This window comes from Roseomonas sp. F4 (assembly GCF_053891155.1).
The window spans coordinates 807,868-823,100 of the sequence record NZ_JBSSHK010000002.1 but is presented as its reverse complement, the minus strand read 5'-3'; the positions used below and the strand labels follow the sequence as shown (position 1 = coordinate 823,100).

The window sequence follows — 15,233 nt, the reverse complement described above, 5'->3', positions numbered from 1 at the left end:
TTAGGGAAACTCCGGCCTATTCGGCCGCCGCCTGCTGGGGTGGCTGCACCCCCGACTCCCGCGCCCGTGTGCGCAGGGTGACGAATTCCTCGGCCGCCGTGGGGTGGATGCCGATGGTGCGGTCGAAATCCGCCTTGGTGGCCCCCATGCCGACGGCGATGCCGATGCCCTGCATGATCTCCGCCGCATCCTCGCCCAGCATATGGGCGCCCAGCACCTTGTCGGTGCGCTGGCAGACGATGAGCTTCATCACCGTCCGCCGCCCCTTTCGACCGCTGATCGTGTGCCGCATGGGGGTGAAGCGGGTGACATAGACATCGACCGGCCCACGCGCCGCGGCCTCGCCTTCCGAAAGGCCCACCGTGCCAATCGGCGGGTTGGTGAAGACCGCGGTGGGTACATTGTCATAGGAGGCTCGGCGCGGCTTGTTGCCGAACAGGGTATCGGCCAGCGCATGGCCTGTGGCGGTGGCCATGGGCGTCAGGTTGATCCGGTCGATCACATCGCCCAGGGCGAAAATATTCGGCTGGCTGGTGCGATGATCCTCGTCCACCACCACGGCGCCGGCGGCATTGGTGGCAACGCCGGCCGCCTCCAGCCCCAGGCCATTGGTATTGGGGGACCGGCCGGTGCAGAAGAAGACCGCATCCGTCTCCCGCATGAAGTTGTTGGACATGGCAACCATCAGATGGCCGTCCACCCGCGTGATGCGGGTGGGGGAGACATCCGGATTCAGCTTGATGCCCTGGGCGGTCAGCGCCTCCACCAGCTCGGCGCGGATGTCGTCATCGAAGCCGCGCAGCGGCAGGGAGGCGCGGTACATCACATCCACCTCCGCCCCCAGCCCGCGCAGGATGCAGGCGAATTCCAGCGCGATATAGCCGGCGCCGATCACCACCACCCGCTTCGGCAGGGCCTTCAGGGTGAACAGGTCGTCGGAGATCAGCCCGAGTTCGGCGCCCGGAATGTCCAGCTTCTGGGCGGTGCCGCCGGTGGCGATCAGGATGCGCTCCGCCGTCACCTTGCGGTCGCCGACCTGGATGGTGTTCGCATCCAGCAGCGTCGCGCGGGCGTCGAAGGTGGTCACGCCATTGCCGGCCAGCAGCTTGCCGTAGATGCCGGACAGGCGCTGCACCTCCCGGTCCCGCGCCTCCGCCAGCTTCGCCCAGTCATGGCCCTTGATCTCGACATCCCAGCCGAAGGCGGCGGCGTCCTCCGCCCATTGGCCGTATTCGGTGGCGTTCACCATGATCTTCTTCGGCACGCAGCCGACATTGACGCAGGTGCCGCCCCAGAACCGCTCCTCCGCCACGCCCACCCGGGCGCCATGGCCGGCGGCGATGCGGGCGGAGCGCACGCCGCCCGAGCCGCCGCCAATGACGAAGAAGTCGAAATCATAGGCCATGGAGGTCAGGTCCCGATGCCACCGAGGGCGAGATACTTGATCTCAAGATAATCCTCGATGCCGTATTTGGAACCCTCGCGCCCCAGCCCGCTCTGCTTCACGCCGCCGAAGGGCGCGACTTCGGTGGAGATGATGCCTTCATTGATGCCGATGATCCCGGCCTCGATGGCTTCCGCCACCCGGAAGATGCGGCCGATGTCGCGGGCGTAGAAATAGGCGGCCAGGCCGAATTCGCTGTCATTGGCGAGTGCCACCGCCTCCTCCTCCGTCTTGAAGCGGAACAGGGGGGCGACGGGGCCGAAGGTCTCCTCGCGGAACACCATGGCGCCGGGGGGCACGTCGGTCAGGATGGTGGGCTGGAAGAAATTGCCGCCGCGGGCGTGGCGCTTGCCGCCGGTCAGGATATGGGCGCCCTTGGCGGTGGCGTCGGCGATATGTTCCTCGACCTTGGCCACCGCATCGGCATTGATCAGCGGGCCCTGGGTGACGCCCGGCTCCATGCCGTCGCCCACCTTCAAGCCCTCCACCGCCGCCTTCAGCTTCTGGGCGAAGGCGTCATAGACCCCGTCCTGCACCAGGATGCGGTTGGCGCAGACGCAGGTCTGGCCGGTATTGCGGTACTTGGACGCCATGGCGCCCTGCACCGCCGCATCCAGGTCGGCATCGTCGAAGACGATGAAGGGCGCATTGCCGCCCAGCTCCATCGAGGTCTTCTTGATGGTCGGCGCGCATTGCGCCAGCAGCTTGCGACCAACCTCGGTGGAGCCGGTGAAGGACAGCTTTCGCACGGCGGGGTGAGAGGTCAGCTCCCCGCCCGTCTCCGCGGCCGGACCGGTGATGATGTTGCAGACGCCGGGCGGCATCCCCGCCCGTTCCGCCAGCACGGCCAGGGCCAGGGCGCTGAACGGGGTCTGGGAGGCCGGGCGGATCACCCCGGTGCAGCCCGCCGCCCAGCCGGGGCCCGCCTTGCGGGTGATCATCGCGGCGGGGAAATTCCAGGGCGTGATGGCAGCGAAGACGCCGATCGGCTCCTTCAGCACCAGGATGCGGCGGCCCTTTGCATTCTGCGGCACGGTGTCGCCATAGATGCGCTTGGCTTCCTCAGCGAACCACTCGATGAAGGAGGCCGCATAGGCGATCTCGCCCTTGGATTCCGTGAGCGGCTTGCCTTGTTCGGCCGTCATGATCGCGGCCAGGTCGTCGGTATTGGCCAGCATCAGGTCGTTCAGCTTGCGCAGGATCGCCGCGCGGTCCTTGGCCAGCATGGCGCGCCAGCCGGCGAAGGCGGCCTGCGCCGCCTCAATGGCGCGGCGGGTTTCCGCCACGCCCATGGCCGGGACCTGGCCGATCACCTCCCCCGTCGCCGGGTTACGCACGGCGATGGTCTTGCCGCTATCGGCCTGGACCCATTGGCCATTGATGCAATTGGCCTGGCGGAACAGCTCCGGGTCCTTCAGCGGCAGCTTGGCCGTGACATCCAGCATATCGGCATTCCTTCCCTCGGGTCCGGCGAAGATAGGACGTCGCCGGGCCGATGTCAGGATCGAGGGTGCCTCACTCCACCGTCACGCTCTTCGCCAGGTTGCGCGGCTGGTCCACATCCGTGCCCTTGAGCACCGCGACGTGATAGGCCAGCACCTGCACCGGGATCGCGTGCAGGATCGGCGCGGCGAAGGGATGCACCGTCGGCAGCACGATGACCCTCTCGGCGAAACGGCCCAGGGCCTTGGCGCCCACCGCATCGGTGAAGGCCATGATCCGCCCGCCCCGCGCCGCCGCTTCCTGGAGGTTCGAGGCCGTCTTCTCGAACAGCGGGCCGGAGGGACAGAGCGCGATCACCGGCACATCCTTGTCGATCAGCGCGATCGGCCCGTGTTTCATCTCCCCGGCCGCATAGCCCTCCGCATGGATGTAGGAGAGTTCCTTCAGCTTCAGCGCGCCTTCCATGGCGATGGGCATCAGCGCACCGCGGCCGAGGAACAGCACATCCCGCGCCTGCGCCACCTCCGCCGCCATGGCGCGGATTTCCTCGTCCTGTTCCAGGATCAGGGCGGCATGGCCTGGCACCTCGGTCAGGGTATTGGCCAGCAGCCGCGCCGTCGCCTCGTCCAATGTGCCGCGCGCCCGGCCAAAGCCGATCGCCAGGCAGGCCAGCAAGGCGAGCTGGGCGGTGAAGGCCTTGGTCGAGGCGACGCCGATCTCCGGCCCCGCCACGGTCAGCAGCGCGCCGTCACTCTCCCGCGCCATGCTGCTCTCCGGCACGTTCACCACGGACAGCACCTTCTGGCCGCCCTGTTGCAGCAGCCGCAGCGCCGCCATGGTGTCCGCCGTCTCGCCGGATTGGGAGACGAGGATGGCGCCGCCGCCCGGGGCGAAGGGCGGCTCGCGATAGCGCAATTCACTGGCCACATCGGCATCCACCGGAATGCGCGCCAATTGCTCGATCCAGTAGCGGCCGACCTGCGCCGCCAGGAAGGCGCTGCCGCAGGCGGACATGGTCAGCCGCGGCACCACCGCCGGGTCGAAGGGCAGCGGCGGCAGGGCCACGGCGCGGGTGCCGGGGTCGAGGTACTGCTGCAAGGTGTCACCCAGCACGGCCGGATGCTCATGCAGCTCCTTTTCCATGAAGTGCCGGAAATTGCCCTTGCCGACGGCGGCGCCGGAGATCGCGGTCAGCCGCACCTGGCGCTGCACCGGACGGTCCTCGGCATCGAAGAAATCGGCGCCGGTGTCGGAGACCACCGCCCAGTCGCCTTCCTCCAGATAGGCAATGCGCCGCGTCATCGGCGCCAGGGCCAGGGCGTCGGAGCCCACGAACATCTCGTTCTCGCCAAAGCCGATGGCCAAAGGCGCGCCCTGCCGAGCCGCGATCAGCTTGCGCGGATGGCCGGCAAACATCATCGCCAGGGCGAAGGCGCCATGCACCCGCTTCAGGGAACGGGAGGCTGCCTGCTCCGGCGTCGCGCCCTGTTGCAGATGCCAGTCGACCAATCGCGCGAACGTCTCGGTATCGGTCTCGGTCTCGAAATCCTGGCCCTGCGCCTCCAGCTCCAGGCGCAGTTCCGCATGGTTCTCGATGATTCCGTTATGCACCACGCTGACGCGCGCCGTGCCATGTGGATGCGCGTTGCGCTCCACCGGGGCGCCATGAGTCGCCCAGCGGGTGTGGCCGATTCCGGTGGTGCCGGGCAGCGGCATCTGATCCAGCACGAGGGCCAGATTGACCAGCTTCCCCTCGGCGCGGCGGCGCTCGATATGGCCATTCACCAGCGTCGCGACGCCGGCGCTGTCATAGCCGCGATATTCCAGGCGCCGCAGCGCCTCCAGCAAGCGCGGCGCGGCGGCTTCCCGCCCGACGACTCCGACGATCCCGCACATCAGGCTTTCACTCCCTTGCCGCGAAAGCCGCGTCCCGGCTTGTTGGCCTGGCGGCCGCGCGCGATGGCCAGAGCATCGTCCGGCACATCCTCGGTGATCACGCTGCCGGCCGCGACCAGCGCCCGCGCGCCGACCCTCACCGGCGCGACCAGGGCGGTGTCGGAGCCGATGAAGGCTCCCGCGCCGATCTCGGTCCGGTGCTTGTTCACACCATCATAATTGCAGGTGATCGTGCCGGCGCCGATATTCGCGCCCGCACCGATGGTGACATCGCCCAGATAGCTGAGGTGGTTCGCCTTGGCTCCCTCCCCCAGCACGGCCGCCTTCAGCTCCACGAAATTGCCGACATGCGCGGCGCGCTCCACCACCGTGCCGGGCCGCAGCCGGGCAAAGGGGCCAATCACCGCGCCATTGCGCACGATGCAGCCTTCCAGATGGCTGAAGGCGCGGATCTCGACCTCATCCTCCACCACCACGCCGGGGCCAAAGACGACATTCGGGCCGATGGTGACATCCTGGCCGAGCCGCGTGTCGAAGGCGAAGGTCACGCTGTCCGGCTGGACCAGCGTCGCCCCCCCTTCCATCGCCGCCGCCCGCAGCCGCGCCTGGACCGAGGCCTCGGCCGCTGCCAGCTCGGCGCGACTGTTGATGCCGCGCAGCTCGGCCTCCGGCGCCTCGATGGCGACCACGCGCTGGCCGTCCTGCCGGGCCAGGGCGACCGCATCGGTCAGGTAGTATTCGCCCTTGGCGTTGTCGTTGCGGATCGCCCGCAGCCAGCCGAACAGCTTTGCGGCGGGTGCGCAGATCACCCCGGCATTGCAGAGGCCGACCTCGCGCTCGGCTGGGCTGGCATCGGCCCATTCGACCACGCGCGCCACGTCGCCATTCGCGTCCGTCAGCACCCGGCCATATCGGCCCGGATCCGCCGGCCGCATCGCCACCAGCGCCAACCCGGCCTCGCCGCGCGCGGCGGCGAGCCGGCGCAGTGTCTCCGGCGTGATCAGCGGATTGTCGGCATAGAGCACCGCCACATCGCCCGCGAAATCCTCCAGCATCGAGGCCGCCTGCAAGGCGGCATGGCCGGTGCCCAGCCGGTCCACCTGCGCCACCACAGGATGCGGCGCGGCGATGCGCTCCAACTCCGGCATGTCGGGGCCGATGACCACCACGGCACGGTCGAAGACCTCCGTGGCCGCGGCCAGAATGTGCCGCAGCATCGGCCGGGCGGCGATCGGGTGCAGGGCTTTGGGCTGGCGGGACCGCATGCGGGTGCCGAGGCCTGCGGCAAGAATGACGGCGGCTGTGCTCATGCCTCCGGGTAGTCCGACAGCCGGCCGCGCCGCAAGGTGCCCTTGGTCAACTCGCATTGCGCGACGTAACCAGGGCAGCTTGCGGGGCGCGCGGGCCCGGCTTATCGGGGGCCATGCAACCGATCGCCGTCTTTGACCTGGATGGCACGCTGGTGGACAGCGCGCCCGACCTTCACGCCTCGCTGGACCGCCTGATGGCGCAGCGCGGCCTTCCCGGCTTCACCCGGCCGGAGGTCGTGGCGATGATCGGCGACGGCGCCAAGGTGCTGGTGGAAAAGGCCCTGGCCGCGCGCGGCGCAGAATTCGACCAGGCGGCGCTGGAGGCCTTCCTGCTGGATTACGGCGCCCATGCCGTGATGGAGACCGCCCCTTTCGAGGGCATCCGCCAGGTCGTGGCGAGCCTTGCCGCCGATGGCTGGCGGCTGGCAGTCTGCACCAACAAGCCGGTCGTGCCCGCCGTGACGCTGCTGCGGGAACTTGGCCTGGAATCGGCTTTCGCGACGATAGGCGGCGGCGATACCTATCCCACCCGCAAACCCGATCCAGGCCATCTTCTGGGCACCCTGCGGGACGCCGGCGGCACGCCCGAAAGCGCGGTGATGATCGGCGACCACCACAACGACATGGCCGCGGCGCAAGGCGCCGGGGTACGGGCGATCTTCGCTGGTTGGGGCTATGGCCCCCGCGCCATGGCCGGCGGCGCGCCGATCGCGGAGCGGCCTGCCGACCTGCCCGGCCTATTGGCCGCGTTGCGCCACGGTTGAAGCCTGCGCCGTCAGCAGCACGGCGGTGGCGCTGCCGAACCAGCGGCTTTCCATCTCGATCCGCACCGGGATCGGCGGCGCGCCCGGATACGGGGCCGCGATCCAGGCCGTGCCGCGTTGCGGTGCCGCCGCCTGGTCACGACGCTGGTCCCGCATGAAGCCGGAGACCATCCGCCCCTCGAAGCCGCAGCGGAGCGCCTGGCCATGCCAGGCGGCCCCCCAGGGGCGAATCACCTCCTGCCCGACATTGCGGCTGATGAAGTCGCTGCGCCGGCGGCCGTCGAAGACCGGTGCCTGACCCTCGCAGCTTCCCGTCATGGCAACGGCACGGGAGAGCAGCGCCATGGCGGAGAGGGAATCGATCGTGCCGAGGCGGTCGGCCTCCGGCACCGGCTCACGTTCCTCGTCATTCGGCGGAACCAGAGCCTGGACCACCGGATTCCCCGCCTCCCAGCCCAGCACGATCACCCGCTGCCGGCCCCGCCAGGTGCCCTCGGACCGGAAGCTGGCCGGGGTCGCCCGATCGCCGCGCCAGGCCCCGACCGCCCGGGCCATCTGTTCCCCCGGGACAAAGGCGGAGGCGACGCCGCGCGTGCGCATCCGGGTTTCCACCTCATAGCCACGCGGCGTGATGTCGAAGACCGCCTCGAGCTGCAGGATGGTCATGCCGGCGGCATAGACGTCGTAGGTGGCACGGACAGGCTGCGCCGTGGCCGCCAGCGGAAGAAGGACCAGGAAGCCTGACAGCACGGCAGGGATGATGCGCATGGCCGGCATATCGGAGTGAGAGGGAGCTCTGCCAAGGTCGGCCGGCTTGACACCCTGGCGACCCCGATCTAATTCCGCGCTCCCGGGATGGGCGCGTAGCTCAGCGGTAGAGCATTCGCTTCACACGCGAAGGGTCACAGGTTCAATCCCTGTCGCGCCCACCATCCCGGGTACTCCTTCAGATTGTGGTCATGATGCGCCGGAGGAGCCGAGGCCCCTCCGACACCTCATGGCTGTTCCGGCCGGCTCAGTTCGCCGGCGCGGCCGGCGGCGGGCCGCCGCGCTCACCGGCGGGCCCACGGTTCTCACCCGGGCCACGATGCGGGTGCTGGCCGGGACGCGGACCGCGATGACGGGGGCGCACTTCCTCGCGTGTCAGGAAGCCATCGCTGTTCACATCCCGCGCCCGGAACATCGCCTCGGCGAAGGGGCGGATTTCCTCCAGCGTTACCTTGCCATCGGCATTCGCATCCAGCGCCCGGAACATCCCGGCACCGTGCTGCTGCGCATCGCGACGCTGGCTGCGCTGACCCATGCGGGCCTGGGCATAGGCCTGCATCTCCTCGATGGTCACGCCGCCATCGCGGTCGGCGTCGACTTCCTGGAAGCGAGCCTGCAACCAGGCCCAGCCTTCATCCCGGCTGACGCGGCCGTCATTGTTCGCATCGGCGCGGGCGAAGGCCTCACCCATGGCGAAACCGCGGGCGGGCGGCGGTCCGCCAGGGGGGCCACCCGGGCCAGGCTGCGCAAGGGCCGGCAGCGCACCGGCCGCGAGGGTCATGGCCGCACCGGCAAACAGGGCGATCCTCTTCGACATCATCTTGCTTCTCCTACCGCCGACCAAGCGCCGGCTACAGGATCAAGATGGGTGCCCCATGCAACGGGGGCGTGTCGGCGAGCCCATCTTCACGTGAGGAAGCGTAACACGCCGTAGCACGCCTTGATCAGCCGCGGGGCGGCGTGCCTGCCTCGCCCAGATCCCACCACATGCCCGTGAAGCTCGCGATACCCTCACGCGCCGCGGAGATCAGCATGTGCTCGTCCGGCCCATGCTGCTTGCAGCCATTGTAGCTGTGCGGAACCCAGACAAGCGGCACGCCGAGATGGTCCACGAAGACATCGCCCGGCAGCCCACCCGAACTGGCCGGAATGATCTGCACCCGCTTGCCCAGGGTCTTTTCCATGGAGGCCTGCGCCCAGATCACCCAGGGGTGGTCGGGGGCGGTGCGGCTGGCGGGCATGCGGATGCCGGGGTTCAGGATCTGCACGTCTTCCAGATGGTGCGCATCCAGATGCGCGCGCAGCGCCGGTTCGAACACCGTCGGCTCGGTGTCCACCGTGTAGCGGATCTGGCAGAAGGCGCGCGCTTCGGGGGCGACCGCATTCACCGGGTTCTCCGGCCGGCCGGAGAGCATGGCGAGCACGATGAAGCTGTTCCAACCGTAGATCTTCTCGGCCGAGGTCAGGCCGGGCTCCCCCCAATCCGCGTCGATGGTCGCCGCGCCATCACCACCGCCCACCGGGCAGCCTTCCAGCACCTTCTTCACCGGCGCCGGCACGCCACCGGCCGGCAGCCAGCCGCGCACCAGGATCTTGCCGTCGCGGTCCATGATGGTGGACAGCGCATGCGCCAGGCGAATGGCGGGATCGGTGGTCAGCCCGCCCCAATGGCCGGAATGGACCCCACCCTCCCGCAGCTTCACCGCCAGCTCGAAGTGGAAGGTGCCGCGCGTGCCGGTGGCGATGGTCGGCACCCCCGGCTCCACCCGCGGCCCGTCCGAGGCGATCAGCGCATCGGCCGCCAGCTCCTTGGCATGGGCCGCCACGAATTCCCGCAGGCCGCGGGAGCCGCGTTCCTCCGCCATCTCGATCACCAGCTTGACGTTGGCGCCGAGCTTGCCGCCGCGCTCCGCCAGCACGGCCTCCAGCGCCGCCAGATTCAGGGCGTGCTGACCCTTGTTGTCGGCGGTGCCGCGGCCGTACCAGCGGCCGTCCTCGCGCGTCAGCTTCCAGGGCGACAGGCCGGCCCGCCACTGATCCTCCAGCCCCCGCACCGTGTCGCCATGCCCGTAGAGCAGGACGGTCGGGCGCGTCGGATCCTCAATGCGCTGGGCGGTCAGGATCGGGCCGAAGCCGGGCAGCGGGTTGGGCGAGATGGTGATGGCGAAGCCCAGCCGTTCCAGCCAGGGCCGCATCGCGGTTTCCAGATAGGCCGTCAGCCCCGGCGCGCCGGATTCCTCCTGGGAGGTCGAGGGAATGGCGACCAGCTCGGCCAGCCTTCCTTCAAAACCACCCTCATCGAAGAATGCCAGGGCGCGTCCAACCGCACCGTCCCGCGTCGCCATGAATCAAGCTCCCACTGCAAAAGGCGCGGCAAGATGACGGAGCGTCCCGGCGCTGTCCAACCTGCGGCCGGCGGGGGCTGCTCAGCGCCCCAGCAGATGCCTGGCGATGATCACCCGCATGATCTCATTCGTGCCTTCCAGGATACGGTGGACGCGCAGGTCCCGGACAATCTTCTCGACGCCGTATTCCGCCAGATAGCCGTAGCCGCCCAGCAATTGCAGCGCCTCATCCGCCACGCGCGATCCCGTATCGGTGGCGAAGCGCTTGGACATGGCGCAGAAGGCGGGCGCATCCGCCGCGCCGGCATCGAGCCTGGCGCAGGCCCGCCACAGCAGGGTGCGCGCGGCCTCCAACTCCGTCGCCATATCGGCCAGCTGGAACTGAGTCGCCTGGAATTTCGCGACAGCCTGCCCGAAGGCGCGTCGCTCCCGCACATGGGCCAGCGCAATGTCGAGCGCGCGCTGCGCGCCGCCCAGGCTGCAGGCGCCGATGTTCAGCCGCCCGCCATCCAGCCCGCTCATGGCGATGCGAAAGCCCTCGCCCTCCGCCCCCAGCAGCGCCTCCGCCGGCACGTGGGCGCCGCTGAAAATCACCTGGCGGGTCGGCTGGGCGTTCCAGCCCATTTTTTTCTCGTTGGGACCGAAGGTCAGGCCCTCGATCTCCCGCGGCACGAGCAGGGCGGAGACGCCGCCGGCGCCAGGCCCACCCGTGCGCACCATGGTGAGATAGAGGTCGGAACTGCCGGCACCGCTGATGAACTGCTTTGTCCCGTCCAGCACATAGCCCGCATTGTCGCGCGTCGCGCGGGTGGCAAGCGCCGCCGCATCGCTGCCGGCGTCAGGTTCCGTCAGGCAATAGCTGGCAATGGCCTGCATCGGGATCAGCCTCGGCAGCCAGGATTCTCGTTGCGCCGGCGTGCCGTAGCGATCGACCATCCAGGCGACCATGTTGTGGATCGACAGGAAGGCGGAAATGGTAGGGCAGCCGGTCGCCAGCGCCTCGAACACCACCGCCGCATCCAGCCGCGTCAGCCCGGCGCCACCGCTTTCCTCCCGCACATAGAGCGCGGCCATGCCGAGGCCGGCGGCTTCCCGCAGCACATCCACGGGAAAATGCCGCTGCTGGTCCCACTCCAGGGCATTCGGCGCGAGGCGATCGCGCGCGAAGGCGAGAGCCGTCTCGCGCAGAGCCCGGGTCGCCTCGGGCAATTCAAACAGCGCCGGGTCATCGGCCATTCCTGTCTCCTCCCGACGCGGCTACAGGCCCGCGCCGATCTCCTGCCAGCGCTGGCGCACCCGCGCCAGGTTGCGCGCCTTGATCGGCCCGAAGCCCTTGATGCCTTCCGCCGCCTCCGCCCATTCGCAGATTACCGCATGGTTGCTGGCGGTCAGGCGCGGCAGCAGCGCGAGGATCGTGTCGCGGTACTCGGCGATCAGCGCCCGCTCCATGCGCCGTTCCTCCGTGCGACCGAAAGGGTCGAGCGGCGTAAAGCGCAGTGCCTTGCCGTGCCGCAACAGCCCCATCGCGCGCAACATCCAGGACCCGAAGCGGCGCTTGCGCGGCAGGCCGGTATTGGGGTCCTCCGCAGAGAGCAAAGGCGGCGCGAGATTCATCTCGATGCGTGGCGCGCCGGCGAAACTCGCCTTCAGCATGTCACGCCATTCCGGCAGACTGTGCAGGCGCGCGACCTCATATTCATCCTTGAAGGCCATCAGCCGGTGCAGCTGCCGCGCCACGGCGCTGGAAAGCCGCGTCTCGCCCGGCAGCAGGGCGGCTTCCGCCGACCGGACCTGCGCCACCACATCGGTGTAGCGCCGCGCATAGGCGGCATTCTGATAGTCGGTGAGGTCGGCCGCGCAGCGGGCGATCATATCCTCAAGCGTTTCCGCCACCGGCGGCCCCGCATCCCGCGCCGCCAGCGCCGCCTGCCGGCCCAGCGCGAAGGCGGTGAGGTTCCGCTCCACCTGCGCCCCATTCAGCGTGATCGCCTGGCGCAGCGCCGTTTCGCTGACCGGCACCAACCCGCGCTGGAAGGCGAGGCCCAGCAGCCAGACGTTTAGGAAGATAGCATCGCCCAGCTCCGCCATGACCTCGGTGGCCGCCGGCAGCGCCGTCATATCGCGGCACACCGCGGCGAGATTGGCCAGCATCGCCTCCGGCGCGTAGCGCGTCGCGGTGTCCCGCACGAATTGCGCGGTGGGCGACAGGTCCGCATTCACCACGGCGGCCGTCCGCCCCGGCCCCAGCATTGGCCGCGCGCTGCGCCCATGCGCCACCACCATGTCGGAGGCCAGCAGCAGATCCGCCTGGCCGGCGCCAATCCGGGGCGCCGGGATGCTGTCCTCCGTCGCGCCGACCTGGCCGATGCGCAGCTGCACGAAGACGCCGCCACCCTTCTGCGCGAAACCCAGCGTATCGACCGAGCGCGACGGCCGCCCATCCAGATGCGCCGCCATGGCAAGGATGGCGCCCAGCGCCGTCACCCCCTGCCCGCCCACGCCCGCCACCAGCACGTTCCAGGCAACGCCATCGACCAGCGCCGGCGGCACCGGATCGGGCAGCGCGGCCTCCGGCGCCGCCACCGGCTTTGGCCGCGCCAGCTCCGCCCCGACCAGCGTGACGAAGGAGGGGCAGAAGGCCTGGACGCAGGACAGGTCCTGGTTGCAGGCGGATTGGTCGATGCGGCGCTTGCGGCCCCAGGGCGTCGCCAGCGGCTCCACCGCGATGCAATTGGAGACGCGGGAGCATTCGCCGCAATCCTCGCAGACCCGCGGATTGATGACGGCGCGGCGCTCGGCCAGCGCCGCCGTGCCGCGCTTGCGCTTGCGGCGGCGTTCGGTGGCGCATTCCTGGTCATAGATCAGGGCGGTGACGCCGGGCTGTTCGCGCAGGCTGCGCTGAACGGTATCCAGCTCACTGCGGTGATGGAAGCCAATGCCCGCTGGCAGCATGGGATCGCCGCGATGCCGGTCGGGATCATCGGCCACGATCTCGATCCGCTCCACACCCTCCGCGCGCAGCTGCGCGGCGATGCGGGGCACGGTGAATTCGCCCTCCACATGCTGGCCGCCAGTCATGGCGACGGCGGAATTCACCAGCACCTTGAACGTCATATTCGCCTTGGCCGCGACCACCGCGCGCAGGGCCAGGCTGCCGGAATGCGCCCAGGTGCCGTCGCCGATATTCGCAAAAATATGCGGCGTGTCCGTAAAGCCCATCTGGCCGAGCCAGGGCACGCCTTCCCCGCCCATCTGGGTGAAGGGCAGGCTGTCCCGCTCCGGCATCTTGGTGACCAGCCAGTGGCAGCCGATGCCGGCCAGGCCCTGCGAGCCCTCCGGCAGGCGGGTCGAGGTGTTGTGCGGGCAGCCAGGGCAGAAGAAGGGATCGCGGGCGGAAAGCGGCTCCGTGGTCTGGCGGTCCAGCGCCTCCAATTCGCGCAGCCGGGCCGCCATGGCCTCCGTGCGCAATTCCTCCGGCAGGCGGGGCGCCAAAGCACGGAGGATTTGGGCGCTGTCGAGCTCCGCGAGATCCGACAGCAGCGGCGCGCCCTGTTCGTCGCGCTTGCCGAGGATGCGCGGCGGCTGCGCCACGCCATACAGCGCATCCCGCAGCTGGGTTTCCAGGAAGGCGCGGCGGTCCTCGATGACCAGGATCTGCTCCAGTCCCCGGCCGAAGGCGCGCGCGCCCTCGGCATCCAGCGGCCAGGCCAGGCCCACCTTCCAGACTCGCAGCCCGTGCCGCCGCGCCATCTCCGCCGTGATGCCGCATTCCGCCAGCACCTGGCGCAGCGTGGCGAAGGCCTTGCCGCGCACGGCGATGCCGAGGCGCGCCTGCGGGCTGTCCATGACCATGCGGTCGAAGCCATTGGCACGCGCGAAGGCCAGCGCCGCCGGCAGCTTGTATTGCCGCAGCCGCTTTTCCTGCATCAGCGCCGGGTCGGGCAGACGGATGGAGAGGCCATCGGCCGGCAGCGTGACACCGCCGGGCTCCTGCGTCGCATAGCGGGCGAGGTCGATGCGCAGCGTCTGGCTGGCATCCATGGTCTCCGCCACGCATTTCAGCCCGGTCCAGAGGCCGGCATGGCGGGACAGGGCGATGCCCTTCAGTCCGAATTCCAGCACCTCCGCCACCTCGCCGGGATCCAGCAGTGGGATCTCCAGATCCTGGAAAGTGAATTCGCAGCCGGAGGTGACGGTGGAGGATTTGGCGGCAGGATCATCGCCGGACAGCGCCAGCACACCGCCACGCGGCGCAGTGCCGGCGGAATTGGCGTGGCGCATCACATCGCCGCTGCGGTCGAGCCCCGGCCCCTTGCCGTACCAGATGCCGAAGACGCCGTCATAGCGGGCGCCGGGCGCCAGCCCGACCTGCTGGGTGCCCCAGACGGCCGTTGCTGCAAGTTCCTCATTCAGCCCGGGCTGGAAGACGGTATGGGCGTCCTTCAGCCGCGCCGCCTGCCGCCCCAGTTCCAGGTCGTAGCCTCCGAGGGGGGAGCCGCGATAGCCGCTGATGAAGCCGGCGGTGTTCCAGCCCATGGCGAGGTCGATTTCGCGCCGCAGCATCGGCAGCCGCACCAGGGCCTGGATGCCGGTGAGCAGCACCGGCTCTCCGGCCAGGTTCCAGCGATCCTCCAGCGTAACCTCGGGACGTTGCAGGCTGCCCATCCGCATTCCCCCGTTGAAGGTTCAGACCTTGGAAAGGATGGACCGATCGCACAAGGGAGCTTTTCCGAATTCTGTTGTGCGCTGCCGAATAAACGGCAGAAACTGCCGCCATGGACGCCATCGACAAACGAATCCTCCGTGCCCTGGCCCGAAAGGGCCGGCTGACCAATACGGAGTTGGCGGAAGAGGTGGGGCTTTCCGCTTCCCCCTGCTGGACCCGGGTGCGACGGTTGGAACAGGCCGGGGTGATCCGCGGCTACGCCGCCATCCTGGACCAGGCCGCGCTGGGCCTGCCGGATACGGTCTTCATCGAGGTGATGATGGAACGCCATGACGAGGACAGCCTGCGCCGCTTCGAAGAAGCGGTGCAGGCGATTCCGGAGGTGCTGGAATGCCACCTCGTCACCGGCGAATACGACTTCATGATCAAGGCGGCGGTCGGCGGTACGGTCGGCTATGAGCGCCTGCTGCGCGACCGCCTCTACCGCCTGCCCGGCATCCGCCACACCCGCAGCAGCTTCGCGCTGCGCTGCCTGAAGCAGGAATTGTCGCCGATGCCTTGATGGGCAATGCACGCCAGTGAACCGGTCGTAGACCG

The 15,233-nt window shown here is 69.3% G+C and carries 11 protein-coding genes and 1 tRNA gene; 3 read left to right on the top strand and 9 right to left on the bottom strand.

Annotated features, from left to right (window positions below; all coding sequences use genetic code 11):
* Window positions 1–16: 16 nt before the first annotated feature.
* From gorA to glmU, 4 genes are all read right to left on the bottom strand, one after another.
* Complete coding sequence (gene gorA, locus ACVFYP_RS11265; RefSeq protein WP_499200268.1) at window positions 17–1,405, bottom strand: glutathione-disulfide reductase; 1,389 nt, start codon at window positions 1,403–1,405, stop codon at window positions 17–19.
* A 5-nt stretch (window positions 1,406–1,410) separates the two neighbouring features.
* The gene (gabD, locus tag ACVFYP_RS11260; protein ID WP_499200267.1) at window positions 1,411–2,889 is read right to left on the bottom strand and encodes an NADP-dependent succinate-semialdehyde dehydrogenase; all 1,479 of its coding nucleotides are present in this window, start codon (window positions 2,887–2,889) and stop codon (window positions 1,411–1,413) included.
* 70 nt (window positions 2,890–2,959) lie between these two features.
* The gene (gene glmS, locus ACVFYP_RS11255; RefSeq protein WP_499200266.1) at window positions 2,960–4,783 is read right to left on the bottom strand and encodes a glutamine--fructose-6-phosphate transaminase (isomerizing); all 1,824 of its coding nucleotides are present in this window, start codon (window positions 4,781–4,783) and stop codon (window positions 2,960–2,962) included.
* The gene (glmU, locus tag ACVFYP_RS11250; protein WP_499200265.1) at window positions 4,783–6,093 is read right to left on the bottom strand and encodes a bifunctional UDP-N-acetylglucosamine diphosphorylase/glucosamine-1-phosphate N-acetyltransferase GlmU; all 1,311 of its coding nucleotides are present in this window, start codon (window positions 6,091–6,093) and stop codon (window positions 4,783–4,785) included. The genes glmS and glmU overlap by 1 nt, the downstream gene beginning before the upstream one ends.
* A 113-nt stretch (window positions 6,094–6,206) precedes the next feature.
* On the opposite strand from glmU, the gene ACVFYP_RS11245 reads away from it, so the two are divergent.
* A complete protein-coding gene (locus ACVFYP_RS11245) occupies window positions 6,207–6,857 on the top strand; it encodes an HAD family hydrolase (RefSeq protein ID WP_499200264.1) in 651 nt (216 codons plus the stop codon).
* On the opposite strand, the gene ACVFYP_RS11240 is transcribed toward ACVFYP_RS11245, so the two are convergent.
* The gene (locus ACVFYP_RS11240) at window positions 6,831–7,625 is read right to left on the bottom strand and encodes a DUF3108 domain-containing protein (RefSeq protein ID WP_499200263.1); all 795 of its coding nucleotides are present in this window, start codon (window positions 7,623–7,625) and stop codon (window positions 6,831–6,833) included. The two genes, ACVFYP_RS11245 and ACVFYP_RS11240, sit on opposite strands and share 27 nt — an antisense overlap.
* Before the next feature lie 89 nt (window positions 7,626–7,714).
* Between ACVFYP_RS11240 and ACVFYP_RS11235 the strand changes: the two genes are divergently transcribed.
* Window positions 7,715–7,789, top strand: a tRNA-Val gene (locus ACVFYP_RS11235).
* Between the two features lie 83 nt (window positions 7,790–7,872).
* Here ACVFYP_RS11235 and ACVFYP_RS11230 read toward each other — a convergent pair.
* From ACVFYP_RS11230 to ACVFYP_RS11215, 4 genes are all read right to left on the bottom strand, one after another.
* Entirely contained in the window at window positions 7,873–8,445 is a 573-nt protein-coding gene (locus ACVFYP_RS11230; protein ID WP_499200262.1) for an EF-hand domain-containing protein, read from the bottom strand.
* 124 nt (window positions 8,446–8,569) lie between these two features.
* Window positions 8,570–9,970, bottom strand: a complete 1,401-nt coding sequence (locus ACVFYP_RS11225) for a M20/M25/M40 family metallo-hydrolase (protein ID WP_499200261.1) — start codon at window positions 9,968–9,970, stop codon at window positions 8,570–8,572.
* Between the two features lie 81 nt (window positions 9,971–10,051).
* A complete protein-coding gene (locus ACVFYP_RS11220) occupies window positions 10,052–11,206 on the bottom strand; it encodes an acyl-CoA dehydrogenase family protein (RefSeq protein ID WP_499200260.1) in 1,155 nt (384 codons plus the stop codon).
* A 21-nt stretch (window positions 11,207–11,227) separates the two neighbouring features.
* A complete protein-coding gene (locus ACVFYP_RS11215; RefSeq protein ID WP_499200259.1) occupies window positions 11,228–14,635 on the bottom strand; it encodes an indolepyruvate ferredoxin oxidoreductase family protein in 3,408 nt (1,135 codons plus the stop codon).
* 110 nt (window positions 14,636–14,745) lie between these two features.
* On the opposite strand from ACVFYP_RS11215, the gene ACVFYP_RS11210 reads away from it, so the two are divergent.
* Complete coding sequence (locus tag ACVFYP_RS11210; RefSeq protein WP_499200258.1) at window positions 14,746–15,198, top strand: Lrp/AsnC family transcriptional regulator; 453 nt, start codon at window positions 14,746–14,748, stop codon at window positions 15,196–15,198.
* The last annotated feature ends 35 nt before the right edge of the window (window positions 15,199–15,233 follow it).

Coding starts and splice junctions, on each gene's coding strand:
- gorA (WP_499200268.1), bottom strand. CDS start 1,405: ATGGCCTATGATTTCGACTTCTTCGTCATTGGCGGCGGCTCGGGCGGC.
- gabD (WP_499200267.1), bottom strand. CDS start 2,889: ATGCTGGATGTCACGGCCAAGCTGCCGCTGAAGGACCCGGAGCTGTTC.
- glmS (WP_499200266.1), bottom strand. CDS start 4,783: ATGTGCGGGATCGTCGGAGTCGTCGGGCGGGAAGCCGCCGCGCCGCGC.
- glmU (WP_499200265.1), bottom strand. CDS start 6,093: ATGAGCACAGCCGCCGTCATTCTTGCCGCAGGCCTCGGCACCCGCATG.
- ACVFYP_RS11245 (WP_499200264.1), top strand. CDS start 6,207: ATGCAACCGATCGCCGTCTTTGACCTGGATGGCACGCTGGTGGACAGC.
- ACVFYP_RS11240 (WP_499200263.1), bottom strand. CDS start 7,625: ATGCGCATCATCCCTGCCGTGCTGTCAGGCTTCCTGGTCCTTCTTCCG.
- ACVFYP_RS11230 (WP_499200262.1), bottom strand. CDS start 8,445: ATGATGTCGAAGAGGATCGCCCTGTTTGCCGGTGCGGCCATGACCCTC.
- ACVFYP_RS11225 (WP_499200261.1), bottom strand. CDS start 9,970: ATGGCGACGCGGGACGGTGCGGTTGGACGCGCCCTGGCATTCTTCGAT.
- ACVFYP_RS11220 (WP_499200260.1), bottom strand. CDS start 11,206: ATGGCCGATGACCCGGCGCTGTTTGAATTGCCCGAGGCGACCCGGGCT.
- ACVFYP_RS11215 (WP_499200259.1), bottom strand. CDS start 14,635: ATGGGCAGCCTGCAACGTCCCGAGGTTACGCTGGAGGATCGCTGGAAC.
- ACVFYP_RS11210 (WP_499200258.1), top strand. CDS start 14,746: ATGGACGCCATCGACAAACGAATCCTCCGTGCCCTGGCCCGAAAGGGC.